This is a genomic window from Ruegeria sp. N8 (genome assembly GCF_056531325.1).
The window spans coordinates 77,218-98,923 of the sequence record NZ_JBQFLQ010000002.1 but is presented as its reverse complement, the minus strand read 5'-3'; the positions used below and the strand labels follow the sequence as shown (position 1 = coordinate 98,923).

The following is a 21,706-nucleotide window of genomic DNA, read 5'->3' as shown; positions in this document are numbered from 1 at the left end:
CCTTTATTCTTCGCGCGACCGCTTCAGCAGTCGCCCGATGGTGAAGGATGTGCGTGGAGCATAGACATAGTTCGTGCGTTCGTCCGGGGTTGGGCGCGACCGCATCCGCGCTAGACCAAACACGATCAGCCCCATATGACCTACTGCCACAAAGGCAAACAAGGCACCCGGCCCATACTGCTGGATCAGCGTGGATGAGATGTAGGGTGAGGCAATAGCCCCCAGCGCGTACCAGAACATCAGCGCGGCAGAAAGCTCAACCCGTTGTTCGGTCGTGGCAAAGTCGTTGGCGTGGGCAGAAGATACCGAGAAGATCGGGAAGGTGGTCAAGCCAAAGAACCCAGCCGCCAGCATGACGCCGAAGGTACCGGACCCGCTGGCCGCCATTGTGATGCCGCAGCTGAGCACTGCAGCGGCAGACAGCCAGATCAACACCCATCGCCGGTCATATTTGTCGGCCAGCCATCCCAGCGGATATTGCGCCAGCGCGCCGCCAAGAACGAAGGAAGCCAAGAAGAAGGCGATCTGATCCACACCCAGCCCGACCTCTTGCCCATAAACCGGGCCGACCATGCGAAACGAGGCAGAGCTGAGAGCCGAAACAATCACTCCGGCCACCGCCAGAGGTGAGTTTGTCCAGGCCAGTCTGGGGCGCAGGCGGGGCGCGTCGGGCGTCTTAGGCTGGCTGGCCCGGGTCAGGGCCAGAGGCAACAGCGAAGCACAGCACAAGATGGCCAGCAGGTTGTAAGACACATAAGACGCGGGTGGCAGCACGGCGATAATCAATTGCGCGCAAAGCGACGCGCCCAGATCGGCGATGCGATAGCTGCCCATCACGCGGCCACGCGACTCGTTTGTGACCTTGGCGTTCAACCAAGCCTCAATCACTGTATAGCAACCAGCAACGCAGGTGCCTGACGCGATCCGCAGTACGGCCCATATGTTCGGGTTTTCAGTCAGAGTATGGCCCAGCAAGCCCATCGCACCCAAGGCCGTACACACAGCAAACGCGCGCGAATGTCCGACGCTGCCCATGAGGCGAGGTGCCCACCAGCAGCCAACAAAGAATCCTATGAAATGCGCGGACCCCAATAAGCCGATCTGCTCGGTCGAGAAATCCAGTGTCAGGCCCGAGATGGCGTCAAGCGGGCCAACGCCTCCGGTCGAGAGCTGTAGCAAAATGACCGAAAGAAACAGGGCGGCAAAGGAAATCATCGTGCGCATAACGCCCCCACCTTGCGGCATCCGGCATGGGAATCGCGCAGCTTATCGACTTTGTCGCGTCGTTTTTTTGCTATTGGGTCCGTTGAATCTCTGCCCGGATATCCAGCCCGACCGTATCCTGAACCAGATCTGCAAAACCTGAGGCGCCGAAGTCGTGCCTGTTCAGCTCGCCTGTCAGGCGGATGGACAGGTCATCCAGACTGTCCGCAGCGCTGCCGGGCGCGCGAAACAGGTCGGCCTTCAGTTCGATCGGCATGGTAACTCCGCGCACTGTAAGGTCTCCGTTGATGATGGCCCCGTTCGAGATACGACCGCCCTCACCAAGTTGAACACTGGTTGAGACGAAATGGATGGTTGGATATTCCTTTGCCGCCAGCACGCTCTCGCTGAGCATGGGTTTGCGGGCGAAGGGCAGTTTGGTGCGCGCTTTGGCGACGTTCAGGATCACGTCCACCCGACTGTTGAGAAGATCATTCAGGTCGATCTGTATGTCGGCAGACTCGATTGGCATGGTGCCGGATTGGGAAATGCCGGACAGGTCAAAGGTGAAATCGACGGATGTCTCTTCGGGGACCAGTTGATACGTGCGTGGCGCAGCCAGCGCCGAACTCGCAAGAGTCAGTGCAATCAGGCTGGCCAGGACTGTGCGTCGAGTTAGTTGAGTCATGCCATGACCTCCTGCCTGCGGGGGCGCGATCGTTTCAGCAACATCAGCAGGATTGCGATGTTCAGCCCGTTCCAGAGAATGCCGTTGATAAAGGCTAGTTGATAATTTCCGGTTACGTCGTAAATCCAACCCGACATCCAGCCGCCCAAGGCCATGCCCATGATGGTCATCATCATGACAAAACCTACACGGGCTCCGGCCTCTTGCGGGGGCATGTATTCACGCACGACCAGCGCATAGCTGGGCACGATGCCGCCCTGTGCCAGCCCGAACATCAGGCTGATAATGTACAGCGAGACCATGCCGTCATAGGGCAGGAACAGGAACAGCGCGATACATTGCAGGATCGACCCGATCAGCAGGGTCATCAGCCCGCCCAGCTTGTCGGCCACCATCCCGGAAATCACGCGGCTGACCACGCCGCCCAGCAACATCAGCGACAGCATCTCGGCTCCGACAGCGGGGCCATAGCCCAGCCCGACGCAGTATGAGACAATATGGACTTGCGGCATCGACATCGCGACGCAGCACCCGATCCCGGCCAGACCCAGTATGTATTGCAACGCGCGTGGTGAGATCCCGACGCTGCTGGCCTTGATGCTGGCGCTGGCGGCTGCGGTCTGATGCGCCTCGGCCGGGACCTGACGGCGCAGCAACAGGGACAGGGGGATGACGATGGCAGGCGTGATCATGGCAAGCGTCAGGTAGACCTGCTGCCAACCGTCCCGCGCCAGAATATCCGACAGAAGGGTCGGCCAGATCGCACCCGACAGGTAATTGCCGCTGGCCACCAGTGCCACAGCAATTCCGCGCCGCTGCATGAACCAGTGCGAGATATCGGCGATCAGCGGCCCAAACCCGATTGAGGTGCCCAGCCCCACCAGCAAATGTGCCAGTGACAGGGTGATCATGTTCGGCGCCAGCGTTGCCAGCACATAGCTGACGGTGCTGAGTATGGCGGCCCCGATCAACGCTTTGGTCACACCCAGACGATCGACCAGTTGCCCCAGCCACATGTTTCCCAACGCAAAGCCTACCATGGTCAGAACGTACGGCAGCGAGGCTTCGGCCCGTCCGGCGTCGAACTGTTTCTCAATCGCGGGCATCACCACGATCACCGCCCACATGCCGACATTCGCCACCGTAGCGATGGCAAGCGTGATCGTGAGGCGTAGCCAAGAATAGCGGCTGTCGTGGATTGCGTGGCTCATTCCCGGAACGCTAGGGCGCAGGGTGGGGGTTGGCTAGTCACTTCTTTCGTGATCACGCGGTGGTGTCACGCCGATACCTCGTCGGTTGCCGTTCTTTGCAGGTTCAATCCGGCGCGCGGTTTGGTCTGGGTGGCCTGCCATGTGACTGGGGGCAGGGCGCGGGCACGGCGGCGGGTTAGGGTCCAGCGGCGCGCCTCTTGAGTATGGTTCGCGGCCATGTGCCAGCGCGTCTCAACCCCTTGCGCGCCGCCGTCGCCGGGTGTCAGCAACAGCCCCAGTGGGGCCCGTCCCATCGCGCCGCCCTGTTCGGCCGCCAGATGCATCCGCCGCACGGGCGTCAGCCCCGGCGCGCCGGGCAGATCACCGATCACCAGCGGAACGGCCCCGCTGCGCAGTGCCTCTTCCAGACACCACAAGATATCCTCGGCGCGAGTGGGGTGGACAAAGATGAACCGGGCGGGGTCGACAAAGGGCATCATGCCGTCGGGGTTCAGCTGGCCCGGCTCCCACGCGGGGGAAATCCACAGCACGGGGCCTTGCGCCTGACCAGCCAGCCAGACGGAGAAACTGCGCCGGGCAGGGCCGCAGGCTTCGTGCACGCGGCCCAGTTGCAAGGTGATCTGAGGGTGCAGCGCCAGCCCCGGTATATCACGTGCGGGTTTGCGGCCAAGAAGCGTTGTGGACATGCCGACAATCTAACATGTTCTTATTTTGTTCTCAATCCTGAAATATCTCTAGCGAGACAGGATCATACGCCCGTCCGCGAATTGGATGTTCGAAAACAGATGCAGGTAATCCATCCCCAGCAGCGACTGGTGCAGCTCGCCCTCATTCACCCAGGCTGAGATATTCTGATCGGTGATCGGGCCCAAAGTGACCGTTTCCAGCCGTACAGGCGCGGTGCGTACCTCGCCATTCGCAGTCAGAGCGCGTCCGAAATAATTCAATTGGTTCAGGTCAACGCCGATCCGTTCAGCGTCGCGGGAGCTGAGGACTATCTGGCTGGCACCGGTATCCACTAGGAAAGTGATCGTCTGACCATCGACCTCGACCGGCAGGTAATAATGGCCATCTGCCGAGCGGGGCACTTCGATCGTTTCGCCGGTCACGGTCAACTGCGGCACCGGGCTGATGGTCGAGCGGATATCTTCCCACAGGCCAACGACGGCGATTACGCCGATGAAGATGAATACCCAGGCCATGGCCTGTTGCAACGTCTTGTTCAGCGTCTGCCGGTTTTGCGAGATGAACCACGCGACAACCGCCACGCCCAACAGGCTAAGATACGCCAAACGTGCAATGCTATCCCCATCCATACCGATATCCTAACGGGTTGACCTGACACGTATATGGGGGGTCAGGAGGCAAATCCAAAGGCCTTGAGGCCATCCAGAATGAATTGAACCGACAGCGCCGCCAGCAGCATCCCCAACAAACGGGTCAGCACATTCAACCCGGTCTTGCCGAGGATGCGCGCGATCACGCCGCCTGACAGGAAAAAGATCAGAACTACCGCCATGACGGCCAGCATGACGATACACGCTTCGACAATGCCCAGAACGCCGGGATGCTGCCCCGCCAGCAGGATGATCGTGGCAATCGAGCCCGGCCCCGCGATCAGCGGAATGGCCAGCGGGAACACAGACGGGTCGGGATGTTCCTCTTCCTCGGCCCGGTCCTCGCGCCGTTTGGTGCGGCGGTCGAACAGCATGTCGAGCGCGGTCAGGAACAGCAGCGCGCCGCCTGCGACGCGGAAGGCCTCCATCGAGATTCCGACAAAGCCCAGAACCGCCTCACCAAACGCGGCAAAGGCGATCAGGATGCAAACGGCAGTCAGGCAACTGCGGATCGCCGTTTTGCGGCGTGTCGCGGCGTCCATATCCTGTGTCAGAGCCACGAAGATCGGCGTGGTGCCGAACGGGTCGATCACCACGAACAAGGTGGTGAAAGCGGTGATGAAGAAGGCCAGGTCGATCATTCTGCGGCACCGCGCTGAAGTTCTGTCAGGATTGCCACGGCCTTATCGGCCTGATCGCTGGGAACGTAAACGTGGTCATGGTGATACCCCGCGACCATGTTTGCCGGAATGCCGGCTTGTGCAAGTGCGCTTGAGACAGCAGCGGTGAGGCCCACACCTTCCAGCGAGGAATGCACCTGCAGGGTAATGCAGCGCATAGGGACTGCGCCGGTCTGTGCTGCCTCGAAGGGAACGATCAGCGAAAGGCCCTCGGCCTCGATACAGCTGGCCCTTGTGCCCTTTGGCCATTCTGCGTCGGACGGCCAGACAACAAAGGCATATTCACCGGGCTGAAGCGCGGGGCGCATACCGGCAATCATGGCTTTGGTTTCGGTCACGGGGGATGTCATGACGCTTCGGCTTCCTCCAGACGTTCTGCGGCGGCGACCCACAGAGCTTCGGCTTTTTGCATCGCTTCAACCACCTCGGCGAATTTGCGGTTCCAGGTTTCCAGATCGTTGATCCGATCATCTTCATACAAGGCTGGATCAGCCAGTTTGGCAGACAGCTTTTCATGCATATCCGTCAACTTCTCAATCCGGTCCTCGCATTTGCGCAGATCGGCGCGTAGCGCCAGCATTGCATCGCGTGAGGGGCGTTTGGGTTTCGCAACTGCAGGTTTTTCCTTGACCGGCTTGTCGCGGGCCAGCAACAGGGCGCGATAGGCTTCCAGATCGCCCTCGAACGGTTTTACCGTCCCGTCCGAGACCAGCCACAGCCGATCCGCAACCAGCGACAGCAGGTGCATGTCGTGGCTGACCAGCACCACCGCGCCGGAATAGGCGGTCAGCGCCTCGACCAGCGCCTCGCGACTTTCGATGTCCAGATGGTTGGTCGGTTCATCCAGGATCAGCATATGCGGCGCGTCGATCGTGGCCAGCAGCAGCGACAGGCGCGCTTTCTGGCCGCCCGACAGACGCCCGACCTCTGTATCTGCCTGATCGGCATTCAGGCCAAACCCGGCCAGACGGGATCGCCACTTGCCAGGTGCCTCTTCCGGGCGCAGGCGGCGCAGGTGGTCCAGAGGAGTCTCGTCCACATACAGCTCATCCACCTGATGCTGGGCGAAATAGCCGATGCGCAGCTTAGAGCTGCGGGTCATTTTCCCCGCCATCAGGGGCAGGCGGTCGGACAGCAGTTTCGACAGAGTCGATTTGCCCTGACCGTTCTTGCCCAGCAGGGCGATGCGGTCATCCTGATCAATTCGCAGGTTCAGACGGCGCAGCACTTCGGTGCCGCCATAGCCTGTGATACCGCCCTCAAGGTGAATGATCGGGGGCGACAGCTCCTCGGGCTCAGGGAAGGAGAACGCGCGCAGGGCGGCCTCTTGCGGGGTTGAGACAAGCTGTATGCGCTCGATCATCTTCAGACGCGACTGGGCCTGCACGGCCTTAGTGGCCTTTGCGCGGAAACGGTCCACGAAGCTTTGCAGATGGGCAATGCGGGCCTTGGCCTTGGCGTTCTCCGATTCCGCCTGAGCAATGCGTTCGGCGCGGCGTTCGGCGAATTTGTCGTAAGGCACCGCGTAGTAGGTCAGCTTGCGATCTTCCAGATGCAGGATCGACCCCACCGCGCGGTTCAACAGCCCGCGGTCGTGGCTGATGATGATGACCGTGTGCGGGTATTTGGCCAGATAGCTCTCCAGCCACAGAGCGCCTTCGAGATCCAGATAGTTGGTCGGTTCGTCCAGCAGCAGCAGGTCGGGCTGCGAAAAAAGCACCGCTGCCAGCGCAACCCGCATCCGCCAGCCGCCCGAGAAATCCGAGCAGGGTTTCAGCTGATCCTCATCATCAAACCCCAGGCCCTTCAGGATCGAGGCTGCGCGGGCTTCGGCGGACCAGGCGTCGATATCGGCAAGGCGAGTCTGAATCTCGGCAATGCGCGAGGGATCGGTGGCGCTGTCGGCCTCGGCCATCAGGGAACTGCGCTCGGTATCAGCCGCCAGAACGGTATTGATCAGCGAGACATCGGAGGAGGGCACCTCTTGCGCCACACCGCCGATCCGTGCGCGTTTGGGCAGCACGATATTGCCCGATTCCAACGCCAGTTCGCCCCGGATCAGGCGGAACAGAGTGGTCTTTCCGGTGCCGTTGCGGCCCACAAGACCCACCTTGTGCCCATCGGGGATGGTTGCACTGGCCCCGTCGAACAAGGGGCGGCCTTCAACGGCGTAATTGATGTCTTCGATCCGTAGCATGGGCCGCTCTTAACAGAGGTATGATGCCGCCGCCAGCGGCTTGGCATGTTCAACACGGGATCAATGTGATAGCGCTGCCATGTTTGAATGAAGTGGAATGTTTGATGCGGCCTGCGCAGTCCCCTCCGTCCTTGATCACATTGGTTTTGCTGACGGCGCTTTCGGTTCTGTCGCTGAACATGTTCCTGCCATCGCTGCCCAGTATCGGCGCGGCACTGGAGGCGGAATACGGCCTGGTGAACCTGTCGATCGCGGGTTATCTGGCGCTGTCGGCAGTCCTGCAACTGATCATGGGGCCGTTGTCCGACCGGTTCGGACGCAGGCCGGTATTGCTGATCTGTATGGTCATCTTCGTCATTGCCTCGGTCGGTTGTGCGTTGGCGCAGTCGATCTGGGTGTTTCTAGGGTTTCGGATGCTGCAAGGTGCCGTCGTGGCCGGGCAGGTTCTGGCACGGGCCGCGATACGGGATATGCATCCACCGAATGAGGCTGCGGCAAAGCTGGGTTATGTCTCGATGGCTATGGCGCTAGCACCGATGCTGGGGCCGATGCTGGGCGGTCTGCTCGAGATGCTATTCGGCTGGCGCGCCGGGTTTATTTTGTATCTTCTTCTGGGCGCGGGCCTCTTGGCGTTGATATGGGGCGATCTGGGTGAGACCAACACTAACACAACCGCTACCTTCGCCGCGCAGATGAGGCTCTATCCGCAGCTTTTCAATTCACGTCGGTTTTGGGGCTATTCCTTCTGCGCGGCGTTTTCGATTGGAGGGTTCTATGCGTTTATCACAGGTGCGCCTTTGGTTGCAGCAACGTGGTTCGATCTGAACCCCGCGCTACTAGGGTTGGGGATTGGGATCATCACGCTGGGGTTCATGGCGGGCAGCTATCTGACCGGGCGTCTGGCGGCGCGGGCCCGGCTGAATAATATGATTCTTTTTGGGCGTGTGATTGCCTCGGTTGGGCCACTTGTGGGTCTTGTGGTGTTCGCAGCCGAGGGCGGCAGCGTCTGGACCTTTTTTAGTTCAGCCATTCTGGTGGGGTTCGGCAACGGGCTGACCGTCGCCAATGCCACCGCCGGTCTGATGTCTGTACGTCCGCAATTGGCGGGTAGCGCTGCGGGGCTGTCTGGCGCGATGACTGTGGCGTTGGGGGCCGTGCTGACCATGGCCACCGGGGCCTTGGTTACTGCCGCGAATGCCCCATTTATCGTTCTTGGCATGATGTGCCTCAGCAGTTTCGCAGGACTTCTGTCCATCCTCTATGTTCGGCGGGTCGACCAGTTGGACCCATTGCCGGACACGATCTGAGCGCCGCGCCATATAACACTTTTCTTGGGCCACATACCGTGCTAGGCGGCGCGCGATGGATTTCGGCGCACACCACGCGCCACATTGTAAGGAGAGGCCGATATGGCACTGGAACGCACATTCTCGATCATCAAACCCGATGCAACCCGCCGCAACCTGACTGGCAAGATCAACGCCAAGTTTGAAGACGCAGGCCTGCGCATCGTTGCGCAAAAGCGCATCCACATGACCAAGGAACAAGCCGGTAAGTTCTACGAAGTTCACGCCGAGCGTCCGTTCTATGACGAGCTGTGCGAGTTCATGTCGTCGGCTCCGGTCGTCGTTCAGGTTCTGGAAGGCGAAGGCGCCATTGCCAAGAACCGCGAAGTCATGGGCGCAACCAACCCCGCAGACGCGGCCGCCGGCACCATCCGCGCCGAGTTCGCTGAATCGGTTGGCGAAAACTCGGTCCACGGTTCCGACGCACCTGAGACCGCAGCGGTTGAAATCGCCTACTTCTTCTCGGGCATTGAACTGGTCGGTTAATCTTTAACCACAATAGAATTCAGGGCCGCTCCCGTCACCGGGGCCGGCCTTTTTCATTCGGGTTTGAGGTCCGCAGCCGAGACCCGCACGCCGATCGCATCCAGATCAGCGATGATCTGCATCTCAGGCGCGGTGCTGACACTGGCCTTGATCGCATCGAACCGTTTGCGCAGCGCCTTCTTCTCCTCGCCTTTGCAATCGTTCCATGGACGCCCCTGAAGGCCCATGACCAGCACGTAGTACCCGATGAAATGCGGGCGAGAACCCGACTGCAATAGTTTCGTGTAGGCCGCATCTGGCCCCAATTCCCGCAATCCTTGCGCCGAGTGTATCCCGGCACGAGCACAGGCCTGTTCGAAAGCGGGGCCGAGGTTGCGTATGGATGAGACGGGATCGGACATGTGAAAAGTCTTATGATACGGTGTATCCTCTGTCATCCGAATTTCACCGTGAATGGCTCCCGGTCGTAGTAACTTTGCCTGCAGGACCAAGTTAAGATTTCACGGGCAAATACCGTCATGAGGTCCTTTCGTGCCCAAGACTATGGAAATCGCTGAAAAACAAATGCTTACCAGCAAGATGTACATGCGATCCGGGCGGCTGGAGGGTTTTTGATGGGCAAAGAAAGTTTGGTGTTCTTCTTGTTAGGTCGGTTTGACGAAAAAGCTATCGAAGGGGTGCTCAAGAATCATTGGAACTTGACGATCGGCGAGTCATCAAAACGGCTTTTTCACATCCTAGATTGCCATGACCAATCTCTTGTGTCCAAAGGCAAACTTTTGATTGAAACTGATGGAAAGTTGCATCTGTTTTCCTTTAAGCGACATGTGACGCAGCAGGGCAGTGGCGCCGGACAGTTCGTTCAAAATCTACCAAACGGCGCGGTCCGGTCAGGATTGGCAAAGTTTCCCACGCTTCGGGCGCTGATTCCGGTTGCGTCTGGAACTGTGAAGGTGCGCAAGTTCTCGGTTCTCGACGACTTGCGAAAGACACGTGTTCAAGGCCAGGTGGTTGATCTTGTTTCGGATCATGGACGTGCGACGATTGTGGTTTTGTGCCAAGTGAACGGGCCATCTTCAAGATTCAAAAATATCCGTAAGTCGATTGAAAAAAACAAAGATATACGAAACGCAACTGGGGTATTCACTGCGCTGTCTCCGGACACGCCGCGTTATCAGGCCAAACCCGATATCCCCCTCGCTCGAGCAGAACCCACTGTAGATGTGGCGACCAAGATTATTGGGACCTATCTGGCGGTGGCGCGCCAAAACGAAAATGGTGTGATCGCAGATTACGATACCGAGTTCCTGCATGACTACCGTGTCTCACTCCGGCGCATCCGTTCGGTACTCAGCCTGTTCAAAGGAGTTTTTTCACCTCATCAGACGATGGGCTTGAAGAGAACGTTTTCCGATCTTATGGCCCCGACCAACCGGTTGCGCGACCTTGATGTCTATCTACTTGAGAAAAATAATTATTACAGCATGATACCGGAAAACCTTCATGTTGGTGCCGAGATCATGTTTGCACAGTTTGAGGCAGAGCGTAAAAGGTCATGGAAAGTTCTATCTCAGAAATTCAGAAGTGTGTCCTATAACCGGTGTATGTTGGAACTGAGCAGACAAATCACCGATCCAAAGAGTGTACAGACCGGCCCGAACGCAGAGCTTGCAGCTTATGACTTCGCCTGCACCATGATCTGGAAACGCTATCGAAAACTGTGCAGACGGGCGCGTCGGATTATGCCGAATTCGCCCGATACCTTGGTCCATGACCTAAGGATCGAAGGGAAGAAACTCCGTTATTTAATGGAGTTCTTTGGTCCTTTGTTCAACCAAAAATCTTTAAATACCATACTTAAACCGCTGAAAAAACTGCAAGATAATCTAGGCCGATTCAACGACTTCTCGGTTCAGCAAAAAGCGTTGCTGGAATTGGTGGATCGACAGGTTGAAACCAAACAGCCCGAAATCGCCCAGATCGCTCTGTCCGCAGGCGGGGTGATCACTGTGCTAAAACAACGCCAAGAGGCAGAACGCCAGCGTGTGATCGCGCATCTCCGTGGTTTGGACAACCCCGAGATCAAACATCAGTTCCGGAGGCTGTTCCAATGACAGCCTGCGAGCCCCCTCGGTTCGGTGGCAAAGCCTTTTCTCATATGAGATAGTTACTAGTGATGAGGTTGGCCGTCGTTGATAGCAATGTAGGTTCATAGGCATGGGCACTGAAATCGAACGGAAATTCCTGGTTTCAGCGGTTCCAGACTTGCAGCATCTGGACCGGGCCGTGATCCGCCAGGGCTATTTGACTGCGCCTGAGGATTCCACTGAACTGCGGTTGCGGCAAAAGAATGAACGCTATTTCCTGACGCTGAAGGGTTGCGGAGAACTAGTGCGCGTAGAACGCGAAACCGAAATCTCGGGCGAGCAGTTCGAAACTTTCTGGCCCGAGACCACGGAACGGCGGGTCGAGAAGGAACGTTACACTGGAACGCTGTCCGATGGGCGCGTTTTTGAGTTGGATGTTTTTCAGGGTGGCCTGACGCCGTTGCACATGGTCGAGGTTGAGTTTGAGACCGAGGCAGACGCCAAATCCTTTGTTCCGCCTGAATGGTTCGGCGCGGAAGTCACAGAGGATAAACGCTATAAGAACAAGACCTTGGCGATCAAAGGTGTGCCAGTTTGATCGTCGCTTTCAGACCGGGGGCCGCGTCCTGCGGCAGGAATTCTCCACCGTGCATATGCGCGATGGCCGATACCAGCGCCAGACCAAGTCCTGCATTGCGTTCGGTCCGGGCTGGATCGAGGGTCACAAAGGGCACTTGAAGGCGTGAAAGATCCTCGGGCGCAACGCCCGGCCCGCGATCGCGGACGCTTAGGTATGTCTCCTTACCATCATCGGTCAAAGTGATTGTGATTTCAGTATGTTCCGGTGCGTAGCGCAAGGCGTTTTCAAGCAGGTTCGACAGGGCCTGGGACAGCAGGGGTTTATGCCCGCTCAGCGGTGCGGCGGTTCCTTCAATTACCAGACGAATGTTCTCTTCTGCGGCGACGGGATCGTAAAGATCGACCACATCTCGTACCAGTTGTTCAAGTTCAACTGTTTCGAACTGTTCCCGCCCCACGCCGGCTTCGGCGCGGGAAATCTCGGTCAATTGGCCCAGAACGCGCAGTACATGGTCGATCTCGGTTGTTGCGCGGGCTACGTCGATATCGCGGTCTTGATCGGTTTTGGTGGGATCCGATAGCGCTTCGACGCGTTGCTTTAGACGGGACAGTGGGGATCGGAGGTCATGGGCGATTGAGTTGGAGGTGGTGCGCAGGTTGCTGATCAACTCTTCGATCCGGTCCAGCATCGAGTTCAGCGTGCCGGCGACCTGATCGAACTCATCCCCGGTTCCACGCATTGGCATTCGGCGAGACAGATCCCCGGAAACGATATCCTCGGCAGTGTTTGCGATGTCGGACAGGCGGGAAAAGACCAGACGCGTGAACAGCCACCCGGTCAAGATGCTGAGTGCCAGGGCAATGACCAAGACGATCCCAACGGTGCGCAAAAGGACCCGGTCAAACTGCTGTCGCGCCAGCGCGTCTCGCCCGACCAACAGGCGCTCACCGCCGGGTAGACGGATTGAGGCCGCTGAGATGGGTACAAGTTGGTCATTGTCCGCACGGCGCAGTTCCAGATCAACCCAACCGCTGCCAGCCGCGATGTCTGCTGGCCATTGCTTGAGATTTCCGGCTAGTGTCGCCCCAAAGCGATCTGTCAGCAGGTACATCGCATCCCGCTCGGCGGCGGATGGCAGGCGGCGTTCAATCGCTGTTAGCAGCCCGATCAGCCCGCGTCGTTCATATTCATCCGCCAATCCGGTGAGTTCGGCCGATACGACCGAACGCGTCTCGCCCTCGATGCTTCGATTGGCGGTGACGTAGACCAATGCCAGAACCGTCGCGGTCAACAATGTGCTGAGCACCATGCTGGCCAATATCAGGCGCGTGCGTGAATTATTGAACGACAGCCGTATGTTATCCATCAGATATCATGTAACCCGCACCGCGAACGGTTTCAATCAGCGGCGGCCCACCGCCTTCGTCCAGCTGACGCCGCAGCTTCGAGATATGGACATCGACGACATTCGTATTTGGGTCGAAATGATAGTCCCATACCCCTTCCAGCAACATGGTACGTGACACCACGCGGTTCTTGCGGCGCAGGAAATATTCCAAAATCTGGAATTCGCGCGGGGTCAGTGTAACTTCGTGCCCATCGCGTGTGACCTTGCGGGTCAGCAAATCCATTTCAAGATCGCGGCAGGTCAGGATGGCGCTTTCCTCGGATTCCTGCGGACGCCGCAGGAGTGCTTCAATACGGGCATGTAACTCCTGAAAGGAAAACGGTTTTACCAGGTAATCATCCGCCCCCGAACGCAAACCTTTGACGCGTTCGTCCACCGCGCTCATGGCGGTCAGCATCAGGACCGGTGTCTTCAGCCCCGCGGCCCGCAAGGACCTGATCAGGGACAACCCGTCCAGCCCCGGCAGCATTCGGTCCAGCACAATGGCATCAAACCCGCCATCGGTGGCATGGTATAGCCCCTCGCGGCCATCAGCAGCTTGTTCGACCACGTAGCCTTCTTCGCCAAAACCTTTGGCGATGAAGTCGCGCGTATCTTGGTCATCTTCGACGATCAGCAGACGGCGGCTCATGATCGGACCTCCTTTCCAGCGGGATTTAAACACAAATTTCCGGGTAAGGCACCGGGTTTGATGGGATACGTGCCGGGTGCGTTGCGGCGCACCCGGCAGTCCCGGCAGAGAGCGGACAAGACAAACCGCCGGGGAGGCGCACGCCAGATATTCCCCATCACGTGGCGCGCGCGGGTGTCAGATCAGGCGATTTCCACCGCCACGAAGATCTGGTTTCCGGCCCGGTTGATCAGCACCAGCGCGGGATCGGTCTTTTCGCTGTCCAGCGCGGCTTTCAGCGCGTCGGGCGTGTCCGTCTCCTGGCTGCCCAGTTTGACGATGACATCACCGCGTTGCAGGCCCGCTTTTGCCGCAGGGCTGTCGGGCTTGAGGTCGGTCACGATCACACCGTTGACCGAGTCGGACACACCGATCTCGGAGCGGGTGGTTTCGGTCAGCGGGGCGACGGTCACACCCAGTGCGGTGCCCGAGGTCGCCTCGGCCACCGGGTCTTCAACGTCCAGTGCCGCGCTTTGGTGCTGGCCGATGGTCAGTTCCAGCTGCTGTTCGGTCCCGTCCCGCAGCACCGTCAGGGTGCTTTCGGTGCCAACCTTGGTAGTGCCCACCAGAAGCGGCAGGTCACTGCTGGAGTCCACGGCCTCGTCATTGAAGGTCAGGATGATATCGCCCTGTTGCAAGACGCCTTCGGCGGGGCTGCCATCGACCACATCCGACACCAACGCGCCGGTTGAGGTGTCAATGCCCATGGCTGCGGCAATTTCGGGGCTGACATTCTGGATCGAGACACCCAGCCATCCACGGCTGACCTGACCGTCATCGCGCAGGTCGGCGGCGATATGCTCGACGATGTTCGAGGTTACCGCAAAGCCCAGACCCACAGATCCGCCGCTGGGCGAATAGATAGCCGAGTTCACGCCAACCACTTCGCCGTCCATGTTGAACAGCGGCCCGCCCGAGTTGCCCTTGTTGATCGCCGCATCCGTCTGGATAAACTCGGCATAGGGCCCTTGCGAGATGTTGCGCCCCTTGGCCGAGACAATCCCTGTAGTCACGGTCGAGCTAAGCCCGAACGGGTTGCCGATGGCCACCACGTCCTCGCCTACGCGGATCACGTCGCTGTCACCCAGTTCAACGGCCTGTAATCCGGCGTCGGCGTCAATCTTCAACACGGCGATGTCTGTCAACGGGTCGGTGCCGATGATTTCAGCATCGAATGTGCGGTCGTCATACAGGCGAACGGTGACGGTCGTAGCGTTATCGACGACGTGGTGATTGGTGATGATGTAGCCTGCCTCGTCCAGCACGAAACCGGATCCCAGACCTTGTGCCGGTCCGCGCTGTGGTGTGTTGAAGCCCTCGGGCGTGCCGAAACGTTTGAAGAATTCGCCAAACGGGTGGGCCTCAAAGTCAAAGTTCTGACCCTGTGCCGGTGTCGGCTTTGCCTCTTGTTCCGCGATAATGGTCACAACCGAGGGTGACACGCTCTCAACCAGGTCAGCCAGGGCTTCGTCCGCTTTCGAGGGCAGGGCGGTGGTGGCCAGCAGCGCGGCGCTCAGGGCGCTGACGCCGATCCAGCCGGACGTGCGCGGCACGAGAAGAGAGGATTTACGGATGCTCATTTTGGTCTCCTGTTTTATCGCGCGGTTCCGTTCGCGCGTTAACTCAGGAGGTGGCGCACCAGTCTGATCATTTCCTGTGCCAAAGGTTAAGAAATCTTAATTTTGCCATAAAGACACGGTGGTATGACGACCGGTCGGTCATACGACTCGGGTCAACGGAGCGAATCGCGTGGCTCGAATCGTGAGATTGTCCTCTATTGCCGGTCCAATCCTCCAAAAGACGCGAATTGATTCAATTTGATGAACAAATGATCAAGCCAAGGTGGTGTTGGCTTAGGGTTCGACTATTGGTTGTGGAGATGTGTCAAAACATATTGGTCGCGCAGGTATAATCGTAGATTTTCGGTGGGTATACATGTTAAATGTGCATATTTGACCTGCTATTTTCGTTAAATTTCAATAGCAGAATGCAACCTAAGGGAGAAGTCAATATTCAGAGATGTTGCTGAAAAACCATTCCGATACATCCTAAATGACCCGATCTATCCAAATTTACGTTGTTTGCCCTCAACCAATCGGTGACGATGATTAGGCCCAAGCGAGGGGAAGCCGACGGCACTAGGGGGTGCCGAAGGTTCGTCACGATCACTGGAAGCGCTGAGCGGCATGTTAACGAGGGGGTCTTGTTTAGGTTCGGCAGCGGATAGCCGAGGTGCCTTATAGGCAGCTTTGGCCGCGCTTTCAGGGTTGATGAAAAGTGGTAGTCCTGTTTTGGGCACCGGCCCGGTCTGCAAAGACCGGGCCGTGTTTGTTTTACGGACCTGCCTTACAAGCTGTGCCGCGCCCGCCATGCCGCCCAATCTTCGGGCGTATCCAAGTCCAGCAGTGCGTTCCGATTGGGCAAGGGGTGAAGATGCACCTTGTCGGAATGCGCGCGCACAACAGTTTGCGCACCTTCATCGCCGGTCAGGCGGCGCAGCTCCGCGAACAGAGATTTGTCAAAAATAACCGGGTGACCGGGTTTTCCATCCTTAGTTGCGCCGCGCCATATCAACTTTTTCGGGTGTTCTGTAACCGAGCTGACCACACTGTTTAAATCCTCGGCCGTGATGTTGGGAAGGTCCGCAAGCAGGACCATTGCGGCTGTTGCTTCGGCCGGCAGATGGGTCATGGCACCCCGTAGGCTGGCATTCATACCTTCGGCGGCGTCCGGGATCTCGACCAGTGTCAGGTCTAGCCCGTCCAGCGCTTGATAGCGCGGATGAGGGAGCGGGGGCAGGGCGACGATCACCGGCCCAACCTGCCGGGCCGTCATGGCTGAGCGGCGCAGAAGAGGAGTATCTCCGACGTTTTGCATCAGCTTATCCGTGCCGCGCATACGGCTGGATTGCCCGGCGGCCAAAAGGATGATCGGGATGAGACTCATTTATTTAAGATGGCCGCGTTCCGCCCCGCTGTCATCCCCGCATTCGCGAGCCATCCGTATCAAAAAGTGGGGTTGAAATCACCCGCGCGCGGCGGCGTTGCCCCAATATCTCGATCTCGACGTCCTGACCGTCTGTCGCGTGTTCGACGGGCAGGAACCCCATGGCAATCGACTTTTCCGCAAAATGGGAATAGCCGCCCGATGTGCAGAACCCGACCACCTTGCCGTTCAACCAGATCGGCTCATAGGCGTTGACGTCGGCGTCCTCGGCATTGACCTGGAATGCTACAAGCCTTCGGGAGGGGCCGTTTTGCGCCTCACGTTCGACCGCCGCACGCCCTATGAAATCGACGGGTTTTGCGAAGGATATGAACCGATCCAACCCGGTTTCAGCCGGTGTGTAGTCGGGAGAATACTCCCGCATCCATGATCCAAAGAACTTGTCCAGACGTAGGCTCATCATGGCGCGCATGCCGAAGGGGGTCAGGCCCATCGGCTCTCCGGCTTGCCACAGCGTCCACCACAGCTGCCGCTGCGCCATCGGATCACAATAGATCTCGTACCCCAGGTCACCGGTATAGCTGACGCGTTGGACGATGCACTCGGTCATGCCCACGGTCATGCGGCGCACATCCATGAAGCGCAGCGCCGAGACATCATCGCGGGTGCAGGCGGCCAGAACCTCTGCTGCCTTCGGGCCTGCGATCTGGAATCCATTCAGCCGGTCGCTGATATTTTCGATCTGCAAGCCGTCTTCGCGATGTTGCAGTAACCACCGCATATGGAACGCCTGCGCCCCGTATGAGGCGGTCAGGCGGAACTCGGTCTCATCCAGGCAAGAGACAGTGAAATCCCCGATCAGCTTACCCTTGGGCGACAGCATCGGCGTCAACGACAGGCGACCCGGTTGCGGGATGCGCCCGGCCATGATCCGATCCAGCCAAGCCCGCGCATTGGGACCTGTGATGCGGTACTTACCGAAATTGTGGACTTCGTTGATGCCCACGGCAGTGCGCACAGCACGAACCTCGCGCCCGGTGGCTTTGAAGGCATCGGACCGGCGGAATGAGGGCGTCTCATAGTCTGGTTCATCGCCCTGAGCGAAGTAATTGGGGACCTCCAGCCCGTATTGCTGGCCCCAGACAGCGCCCAGATCGGTGAAGATGTCATACATCGGGGTGGTTCGGTTGGGGCGGGCGGCGGGCAGTTCTTCGTTCGGATAGGCGACGCTGAAGCGTTTTTGGTAATTCTCGATCACCTTGGGGCGGGTGTAACCGGGACTGATCCAGTCGCCAAAGCGGGCCACATCCATAGCAAAGACGTCTCGCTCAGGCTCGCCTTCAATCATCCATTGAGCCAGCGTCAGGCCAACGCCACCACCTTGGCTGAACCCGGCCATCACTCCGCAGGCCGACCAATAGTTGCGTAGCCCCGGCACTGGCCCGACCAGAGGGTTCCCATCCGGCGCAAAAGTGAACGGACCATGGATCACCGATTTCACTCCGGCTTCGGCCAGAACCGGAAAGCGGCGATAGGCGAATTCAATACTGTCGGTGATCTTGTCATAGTCGTCGGGCAGCAACTCGTGCCCGAACTCCCACGGGGTTCCGTCCACGGCCCAGGGCTTGCAGGGTTGTTCGTAAAAGCCGATGCACAAGCCCCGGCCTTCCTGCCGCAGGTAGCTCTCTCCAGCAGGATCCATCACATGCGGATGCTCTCCGCCTGCGTCGATGATGGCCTCGATCTGAGGGATCGCGTCGGTGACCAGATACTGATGCTCCATCGGGTGCAGCGGGAAATAGACCCCTGCCATTGCGCCGACCTCACGCGCCCATAGGCCACCTGCGTTGACCACATGTTCGGCGTGGATGGTGCCCTTGTCTGTCACCACATCCCAAGTGCCGTCGGGGCGCTGGTTGGTCTCGTGCACCATGCAATGGGTTTCGATCGCGGCCCCGCCCATCCGGGCCGCTTTGGCATAGGCGTGGGTGGTGCCAGAGGGGTCAAGATGGCCGTCCAGCGGATCATAGAGCGCACCAAGGATGCCCTCGGTATTGGTGATGGGTGCGATTTTCTTGATCTCGTCAGGGCCAACGATCTCTGTCTCTAGCCCCATGAACCGGTGCTTGGCGCGCTCGGCCAACAGCATGTCGAACCGATCCTGATTGTCGGCCAGCGTCACACCGCCCACATGGTGCAACCCGCAGGACATGCCAGTGATCTCTTCCAGTTCCTTGTAAAGGCGGATCGTGTAACCCTGCAAAGCGGCCATGTTGGTGTCGCCGTTCAGCGTGTGAAACCCGCCCGCCGCGTGCCAGGTGGACCCGCTGGTCAGCTCAGAACGTTCCAGCAGCACCACGTCTGACCAACCCAGCTTGGTCAGGTGGTATAGAACCGAACATCCGACAACACCGCCACCAATCACTGCCACCCGCGTTGTCGATTTCATGCCTGTGCCTCCGCTTTGAATCTGGCCAAAGCGTGCAAGGGCAGACCGGGGCTGACTGTTCCGTTTCCGACGCGACATGTCGCACGAGACGTTTTACAGCGGACGGATTTTCAACTCAGTGATGCGGTTACCTTCACGGGCGGTAACTTCGAACCGGAAACCGTGGAACGAGAATACTTGACCCACTATGGGGATCATCTGCGCCTCGTGGATGACCAGACCAGCCACGGTATTGGCCTCGTCGTCAGGCAGGGTCCATTCCATCGCGCGGTTCACATCCCGGATCGTCATCGCTCCTTCAACAAGGTACTGACCATCTTCGGTTCGGGTGACGGGGACGTCCTCATCAATGTCGAACTCATCGGCGATCTCGCCCACGATCTCCTCAAGAATATCTTCCAGAGTGATCAACCCCCGCAGCGAGCCATATTCGTCCACCACCAACGCAAAATGACTGTGCATCCGCAGGAATTCCCGCATTTGATCGTCCAGAGTGGTGGTTTCTGGCACGAAATACGGATCATTGGCCACCTTCGAGATATCGAAGCTTTCCAGCCGGTTGGCTTCGCTTTCACTGTCGCCGGCATGTGCGTACATGGCGCGGAACAGGTCTTTGGCATGAACGACACCCACGATGTTCTCGGGCTCGTCCCGAAAGACGGGCAGGCGGGTATGAGGGCTTTTCAGACACTGCTGCAAGATTGCCTCGGGCGCGTCGTCGGCGTCGATCATCTCGATATTCGAGCGGTGCAGCATGATTTCCTCGACTGCACGGTCCGCCAGATCCAGCGCGCCCAGAATACGATCGCGGTCTTCCTTTTCGACCACACCTTCGGAATGCCCCAGTTGCAGCGCACCGGCGATTTCCTCGCGCACGGCAAGGATGTTGCTGTCGGGGTCGATCTGAACCCCAAACAGCCGCAGAACACCCCGCACCAAAAGTCGGACGGCGGCCACGACCGGCGAAAAGACGGTCACCACTACGCTGATGATCGGAGCGACCAGCGAAGCAGCTTTCTCGGCATTGGTGATGGCATAGGTCTTGGGAAGTACTTCGGCAAAGATCAGCACCAGCAAGGTCATCACCAGCGTTGCCAGCGCTACGCCGCTTTCACCAAACAGCTTGGTGAACAGCGCCGTTGCCAGCGAGGCCGCGAGGATGTTCACGAGGTTATTACCCAGCAGGACCGAGCCGATCAGACGTTCATTGTCATCGGTGATATCCAGCGCCTTCTGCGCCCCGCGCGAGCCTTTGTCGGCCTGCGCCCGCAGCTTTCCGCGTGACGAGGCGGTCAATGCTGTTTCGGAACCCGAGAAAAATCCTGACAGGATAAGCAAAAGCAAAATGGCGCCGGTCGTAAACCAGAATGCGCCGTCGATCATAGAAGCAGAGGGTTCCATCGGTCCTTGGTTGTTTGGGTTGTTGTCTTCGTTATGGGGGTGCAGCCCCTGCGGATCAAGGGGTTAGCCCTTATCACAGGGGTCTTTCGCCAGCGGGTGATGCTCTAGCACCAGCTCGGCCAGACGTTCGTCCAGCACATGGGTGTAGATTTCCGTTGTGGCGACATCGGCGTGACCCAGCAATGTCTGGATCGAGCGTAGGTCGGCCCCGTTTGCCAATAGGTGAGTAGCAAAGGCATGGCGCAATGTGTGGGGCGTCACCTTTTCAGGCGATACGCCACCATGCACGGCCAGGTCCTTGATCAGGTGGAAGAACATGTGCCGGGTCAGATGCCCGGACTTGCCCCGCGACGGGAATAGGTAGCGCGAGCGCTGACCGCCTTTTGACACCGTGTCGTCCTCGGCGGCGTCCCGCGTGTTTAGCCACAAAGCCAACGCGTCGCGGGCCGGAGGGGAGAGGGGGACCATCCGTTCCTTGCCGCCTTTACCCAAAACCAGCAGCATTCGGGGATCGCCCCGCGCCGACGAGACTGGCAGTGACACCAGTTCGGTCACGCGCATGCCGGTGGCATAAAGCAACTCCATCAGGCAGGTGTTGCGGATGCGGTCGGCCTTTGAGCGGCCGGTTTCGCGCGCGGCTTGCAGCAAGCGATCGACCTCGGGTACATCCAGCGTCTTGGGTAGGCGTTTCTGGCGGCCCGGACCCTTGATCTGGATTGCCGGATTGGTGTCGCGCCAACCTTCTTCAAACGCGAACCGGTATATCTGCTTGATCGCAGACAAGCGGCGGGCGCGGGTCGACTGGGACAGGCCCTGCGCGTCGCAATCGATCAGATAGCGCTCGATCAAGTCGCGGTCTGCTGCGGTAAATCCCATCTTGCGGCGTTTCAGCCAAGCGGCAAAATCCTTCAGGTCGTTGCCATAGGCCAAAAGGGTGTTATTGGCCGCACCTAGCTCGGCAGCCTGAGCTTCCAGAAAGGTCGAAATCCAAATCTCGGCGGAGGCAGGGGCGGCCAT

Annotated in this window: 20 protein-coding genes; 4 read left to right on the top strand and 16 right to left on the bottom strand. The window is 58.9% G+C overall.

Annotation, left to right across the window (positions count from 1 at the left end):
* Nucleotides 1–3 precede the first annotated feature (3 nt).
* The 8 genes from ACR0C5_RS04570 to ACR0C5_RS04535 all read right to left on the bottom strand — a co-directional run bounded on the left by ACR0C5_RS04570 (nucleotide 4) and on the right by ACR0C5_RS04535 (nucleotide 7,316).
* Nucleotides 4–1,224: an MFS transporter gene (locus ACR0C5_RS04570; protein ID WP_170769512.1), complete on the bottom strand. Its 1,221-nt coding sequence runs from the start codon at nucleotides 1,222–1,224 to the stop codon at nucleotides 4–6.
* Nucleotides 1,225–1,294: 70 nt separating this feature from the next.
* A complete protein-coding gene (locus ACR0C5_RS04565; RefSeq protein ID WP_170769513.1) occupies nucleotides 1,295–1,891 on the bottom strand; it encodes a YceI family protein in 597 nt (198 codons plus the stop codon).
* The gene (locus tag ACR0C5_RS04560) at nucleotides 1,888–3,102 is read right to left on the bottom strand and encodes an MFS transporter (protein ID WP_480874885.1); all 1,215 of its coding nucleotides are present in this window, start codon (nucleotides 3,100–3,102) and stop codon (nucleotides 1,888–1,890) included. Before ACR0C5_RS04560 ends, ACR0C5_RS04565 begins: the two co-directional genes overlap by 4 nt.
* Before the next feature lie 65 nt (nucleotides 3,103–3,167).
* Complete coding sequence (locus tag ACR0C5_RS04555; RefSeq protein ID WP_480874883.1) at nucleotides 3,168–3,788, bottom strand: ImuA family protein; 621 nt, start codon at nucleotides 3,786–3,788, stop codon at nucleotides 3,168–3,170.
* Between the two features lie 48 nt (nucleotides 3,789–3,836).
* On the bottom strand, nucleotides 3,837–4,418 hold the full coding sequence (locus ACR0C5_RS04550; RefSeq protein ID WP_480502953.1) for a retropepsin-like aspartic protease family protein: 582 nt from the start codon (nucleotides 4,416–4,418) through the stop codon (nucleotides 3,837–3,839).
* Nucleotides 4,419–4,459: 41 nt separating this feature from the next.
* The gene (locus ACR0C5_RS04545; protein ID WP_170769517.1) at nucleotides 4,460–5,080 is read right to left on the bottom strand and encodes a MarC family protein; all 621 of its coding nucleotides are present in this window, start codon (nucleotides 5,078–5,080) and stop codon (nucleotides 4,460–4,462) included.
* Nucleotides 5,077–5,469 (bottom strand): ACT domain-containing protein, encoded by a 393-nt coding sequence (locus ACR0C5_RS04540; protein ID WP_170769518.1) that lies wholly within the window; start codon nucleotides 5,467–5,469, stop codon nucleotides 5,077–5,079. The genes ACR0C5_RS04545 and ACR0C5_RS04540 overlap by 4 nt, the downstream gene beginning before the upstream one ends.
* Nucleotides 5,466–7,316, bottom strand: a complete 1,851-nt coding sequence (locus tag ACR0C5_RS04535; RefSeq protein WP_480874879.1) for an ABC-F family ATP-binding cassette domain-containing protein — start codon at nucleotides 7,314–7,316, stop codon at nucleotides 5,466–5,468. Before ACR0C5_RS04535 ends, ACR0C5_RS04540 begins: the two co-directional genes overlap by 4 nt.
* 104 nt (nucleotides 7,317–7,420) lie before the next feature.
* Between ACR0C5_RS04535 and ACR0C5_RS04530 the strand changes: the two genes are divergently transcribed.
* Nucleotides 7,421–8,623, top strand: a complete 1,203-nt coding sequence (locus ACR0C5_RS04530; protein WP_480874877.1) for a Bcr/CflA family efflux MFS transporter — start codon at nucleotides 7,421–7,423, stop codon at nucleotides 8,621–8,623.
* A gap of 102 nt (nucleotides 8,624–8,725) precedes the next feature.
* Nucleotides 8,726–9,148: a nucleoside-diphosphate kinase gene (gene ndk, locus ACR0C5_RS04525; RefSeq protein ID WP_170352964.1), complete on the top strand. Its 423-nt coding sequence runs from the start codon at nucleotides 8,726–8,728 to the stop codon at nucleotides 9,146–9,148.
* Nucleotides 9,149–9,201: 53 nt separating this feature from the next.
* Here ndk and ACR0C5_RS04520 read toward each other — a convergent pair whose 3' ends face one another.
* Nucleotides 9,202–9,549, bottom strand: a complete 348-nt coding sequence (locus tag ACR0C5_RS04520) for a TfoX/Sxy family protein (protein ID WP_170769521.1) — start codon at nucleotides 9,547–9,549, stop codon at nucleotides 9,202–9,204.
* A gap of 213 nt (nucleotides 9,550–9,762) precedes the next feature.
* Between ACR0C5_RS04520 and ACR0C5_RS04515 the strand changes: the two genes are divergently transcribed.
* Together ACR0C5_RS04515 and ACR0C5_RS04510 are read left to right on the top strand one after the other, a co-directional pair.
* Nucleotides 9,763–11,262, top strand: a complete 1,500-nt coding sequence (locus ACR0C5_RS04515) for a CHAD domain-containing protein (protein WP_480874873.1) — start codon at nucleotides 9,763–9,765, stop codon at nucleotides 11,260–11,262.
* 103 nt (nucleotides 11,263–11,365) lie between these two features.
* Complete coding sequence (locus tag ACR0C5_RS04510) at nucleotides 11,366–11,833, top strand: CYTH domain-containing protein (protein WP_170769523.1); 468 nt, start codon at nucleotides 11,366–11,368, stop codon at nucleotides 11,831–11,833.
* Here the strand turns inward: ACR0C5_RS04510 and ACR0C5_RS04505 are convergent.
* From ACR0C5_RS04505 to ACR0C5_RS04475, 7 genes are all read right to left on the bottom strand, one after another.
* Nucleotides 11,814–13,181, bottom strand: a complete 1,368-nt coding sequence (locus ACR0C5_RS04505) for a sensor histidine kinase (RefSeq protein ID WP_170784560.1) — start codon at nucleotides 13,179–13,181, stop codon at nucleotides 11,814–11,816. The two genes, ACR0C5_RS04510 and ACR0C5_RS04505, sit on opposite strands and share 20 nt — an antisense overlap.
* Nucleotides 13,174–13,854, bottom strand: coding sequence for a response regulator transcription factor (locus ACR0C5_RS04500; protein ID WP_170769525.1), 681 nt, complete (start codon nucleotides 13,852–13,854; stop codon nucleotides 13,174–13,176). Before ACR0C5_RS04500 ends, ACR0C5_RS04505 begins: the two co-directional genes overlap by 8 nt.
* Nucleotides 13,855–14,036: 182 nt before the next feature.
* The gene (locus ACR0C5_RS04495) at nucleotides 14,037–15,473 is read right to left on the bottom strand and encodes a DegQ family serine endoprotease (RefSeq protein WP_480874869.1); all 1,437 of its coding nucleotides are present in this window, start codon (nucleotides 15,471–15,473) and stop codon (nucleotides 14,037–14,039) included.
* Nucleotides 15,474–16,239: 766 nt separating this feature from the next.
* Nucleotides 16,240–16,839 carry a nucleotidyltransferase family protein gene (locus ACR0C5_RS04490; RefSeq protein WP_480874866.1) on the bottom strand — a complete coding sequence of 200 codons (600 nt, stop codon included), beginning with the start codon at nucleotides 16,837–16,839 and terminating at the stop codon, nucleotides 16,240–16,242.
* A 31-nt stretch (nucleotides 16,840–16,870) separates the two neighbouring features.
* Complete coding sequence (locus ACR0C5_RS04485) at nucleotides 16,871–19,288, bottom strand: GcvT family protein (protein ID WP_480874863.1); 2,418 nt, start codon at nucleotides 19,286–19,288, stop codon at nucleotides 16,871–16,873.
* Nucleotides 19,289–19,381: 93 nt separating this feature from the next.
* Complete coding sequence (locus tag ACR0C5_RS04480; protein WP_480874860.1) at nucleotides 19,382–20,689, bottom strand: HlyC/CorC family transporter; 1,308 nt, start codon at nucleotides 20,687–20,689, stop codon at nucleotides 19,382–19,384.
* Nucleotides 20,690–20,752: 63 nt separating this feature from the next.
* Entirely contained in the window at nucleotides 20,753–21,706 is a 954-nt protein-coding gene (locus ACR0C5_RS04475) for a site-specific tyrosine recombinase XerD (protein WP_480874859.1), read from the bottom strand.

What these genes read in the sequence shown, in the direction of transcription:
- ACR0C5_RS04570 (WP_170769512.1), bottom strand. Translation starts at nt 1,224, where the DNA reads ATGCGCACGATGATTTCCTTTGCCGCCCTGTTTCTTTCGGTCATTTTG.
- ACR0C5_RS04540 (WP_170769518.1), bottom strand. Translation starts at nt 5,469, where the DNA reads ATGACATCCCCCGTGACCGAAACCAAAGCCATGATTGCCGGTATGCGC.
- ACR0C5_RS04500 (WP_170769525.1), bottom strand. Translation starts at nt 13,854, where the DNA reads ATGAGCCGCCGTCTGCTGATCGTCGAAGATGACCAAGATACGCGCGAC.
- ACR0C5_RS04475 (WP_480874859.1), bottom strand. Translation starts at nt 21,706, where the DNA reads ATGGCCGCCCCTGCCTCCGCCGAGATTTGGATTTCGACCTTTCTGGAA.
- ACR0C5_RS04520 (WP_170769521.1), bottom strand. Translation starts at nt 9,549, where the DNA reads ATGTCCGATCCCGTCTCATCCATACGCAACCTCGGCCCCGCTTTCGAA.
- ACR0C5_RS04515 (WP_480874873.1), top strand. Translation starts at nt 9,763, where the DNA reads ATGGGCAAAGAAAGTTTGGTGTTCTTCTTGTTAGGTCGGTTTGACGAA.
- ACR0C5_RS04555 (WP_480874883.1), bottom strand. Translation starts at nt 3,788, where the DNA reads ATGTCCACAACGCTTCTTGGCCGCAAACCCGCACGTGATATACCGGGG.
- ACR0C5_RS04505 (WP_170784560.1), bottom strand. Translation starts at nt 13,181, where the DNA reads ATGGATAACATACGGCTGTCGTTCAATAATTCACGCACGCGCCTGATA.
- ACR0C5_RS04530 (WP_480874877.1), top strand. Translation starts at nt 7,421, where the DNA reads ATGCGGCCTGCGCAGTCCCCTCCGTCCTTGATCACATTGGTTTTGCTG.
- ACR0C5_RS04560 (WP_480874885.1), bottom strand. Translation starts at nt 3,102, where the DNA reads ATGAGCCACGCAATCCACGACAGCCGCTATTCTTGGCTACGCCTCACG.
- ACR0C5_RS04535 (WP_480874879.1), bottom strand. Translation starts at nt 7,316, where the DNA reads ATGCTACGGATCGAAGACATCAATTACGCCGTTGAAGGCCGCCCCTTG.
- ACR0C5_RS04510 (WP_170769523.1), top strand. Translation starts at nt 11,366, where the DNA reads ATGGGCACTGAAATCGAACGGAAATTCCTGGTTTCAGCGGTTCCAGAC.
- ACR0C5_RS04545 (WP_170769517.1), bottom strand. Translation starts at nt 5,080, where the DNA reads ATGATCGACCTGGCCTTCTTCATCACCGCTTTCACCACCTTGTTCGTG.
- ACR0C5_RS04480 (WP_480874860.1), bottom strand. Translation starts at nt 20,689, where the DNA reads ATGGAACCCTCTGCTTCTATGATCGACGGCGCATTCTGGTTTACGACC.
- ndk (WP_170352964.1), top strand. Translation starts at nt 8,726, where the DNA reads ATGGCACTGGAACGCACATTCTCGATCATCAAACCCGATGCAACCCGC.
- ACR0C5_RS04490 (WP_480874866.1), bottom strand. Translation starts at nt 16,839, where the DNA reads ATGAGTCTCATCCCGATCATCCTTTTGGCCGCCGGGCAATCCAGCCGT.
- ACR0C5_RS04565 (WP_170769513.1), bottom strand. Translation starts at nt 1,891, where the DNA reads ATGACTCAACTAACTCGACGCACAGTCCTGGCCAGCCTGATTGCACTG.
- ACR0C5_RS04550 (WP_480502953.1), bottom strand. Translation starts at nt 4,418, where the DNA reads ATGGATGGGGATAGCATTGCACGTTTGGCGTATCTTAGCCTGTTGGGC.
- ACR0C5_RS04495 (WP_480874869.1), bottom strand. Translation starts at nt 15,473, where the DNA reads ATGAGCATCCGTAAATCCTCTCTTCTCGTGCCGCGCACGTCCGGCTGG.
- ACR0C5_RS04485 (WP_480874863.1), bottom strand. Translation starts at nt 19,288, where the DNA reads ATGAAATCGACAACGCGGGTGGCAGTGATTGGTGGCGGTGTTGTCGGA.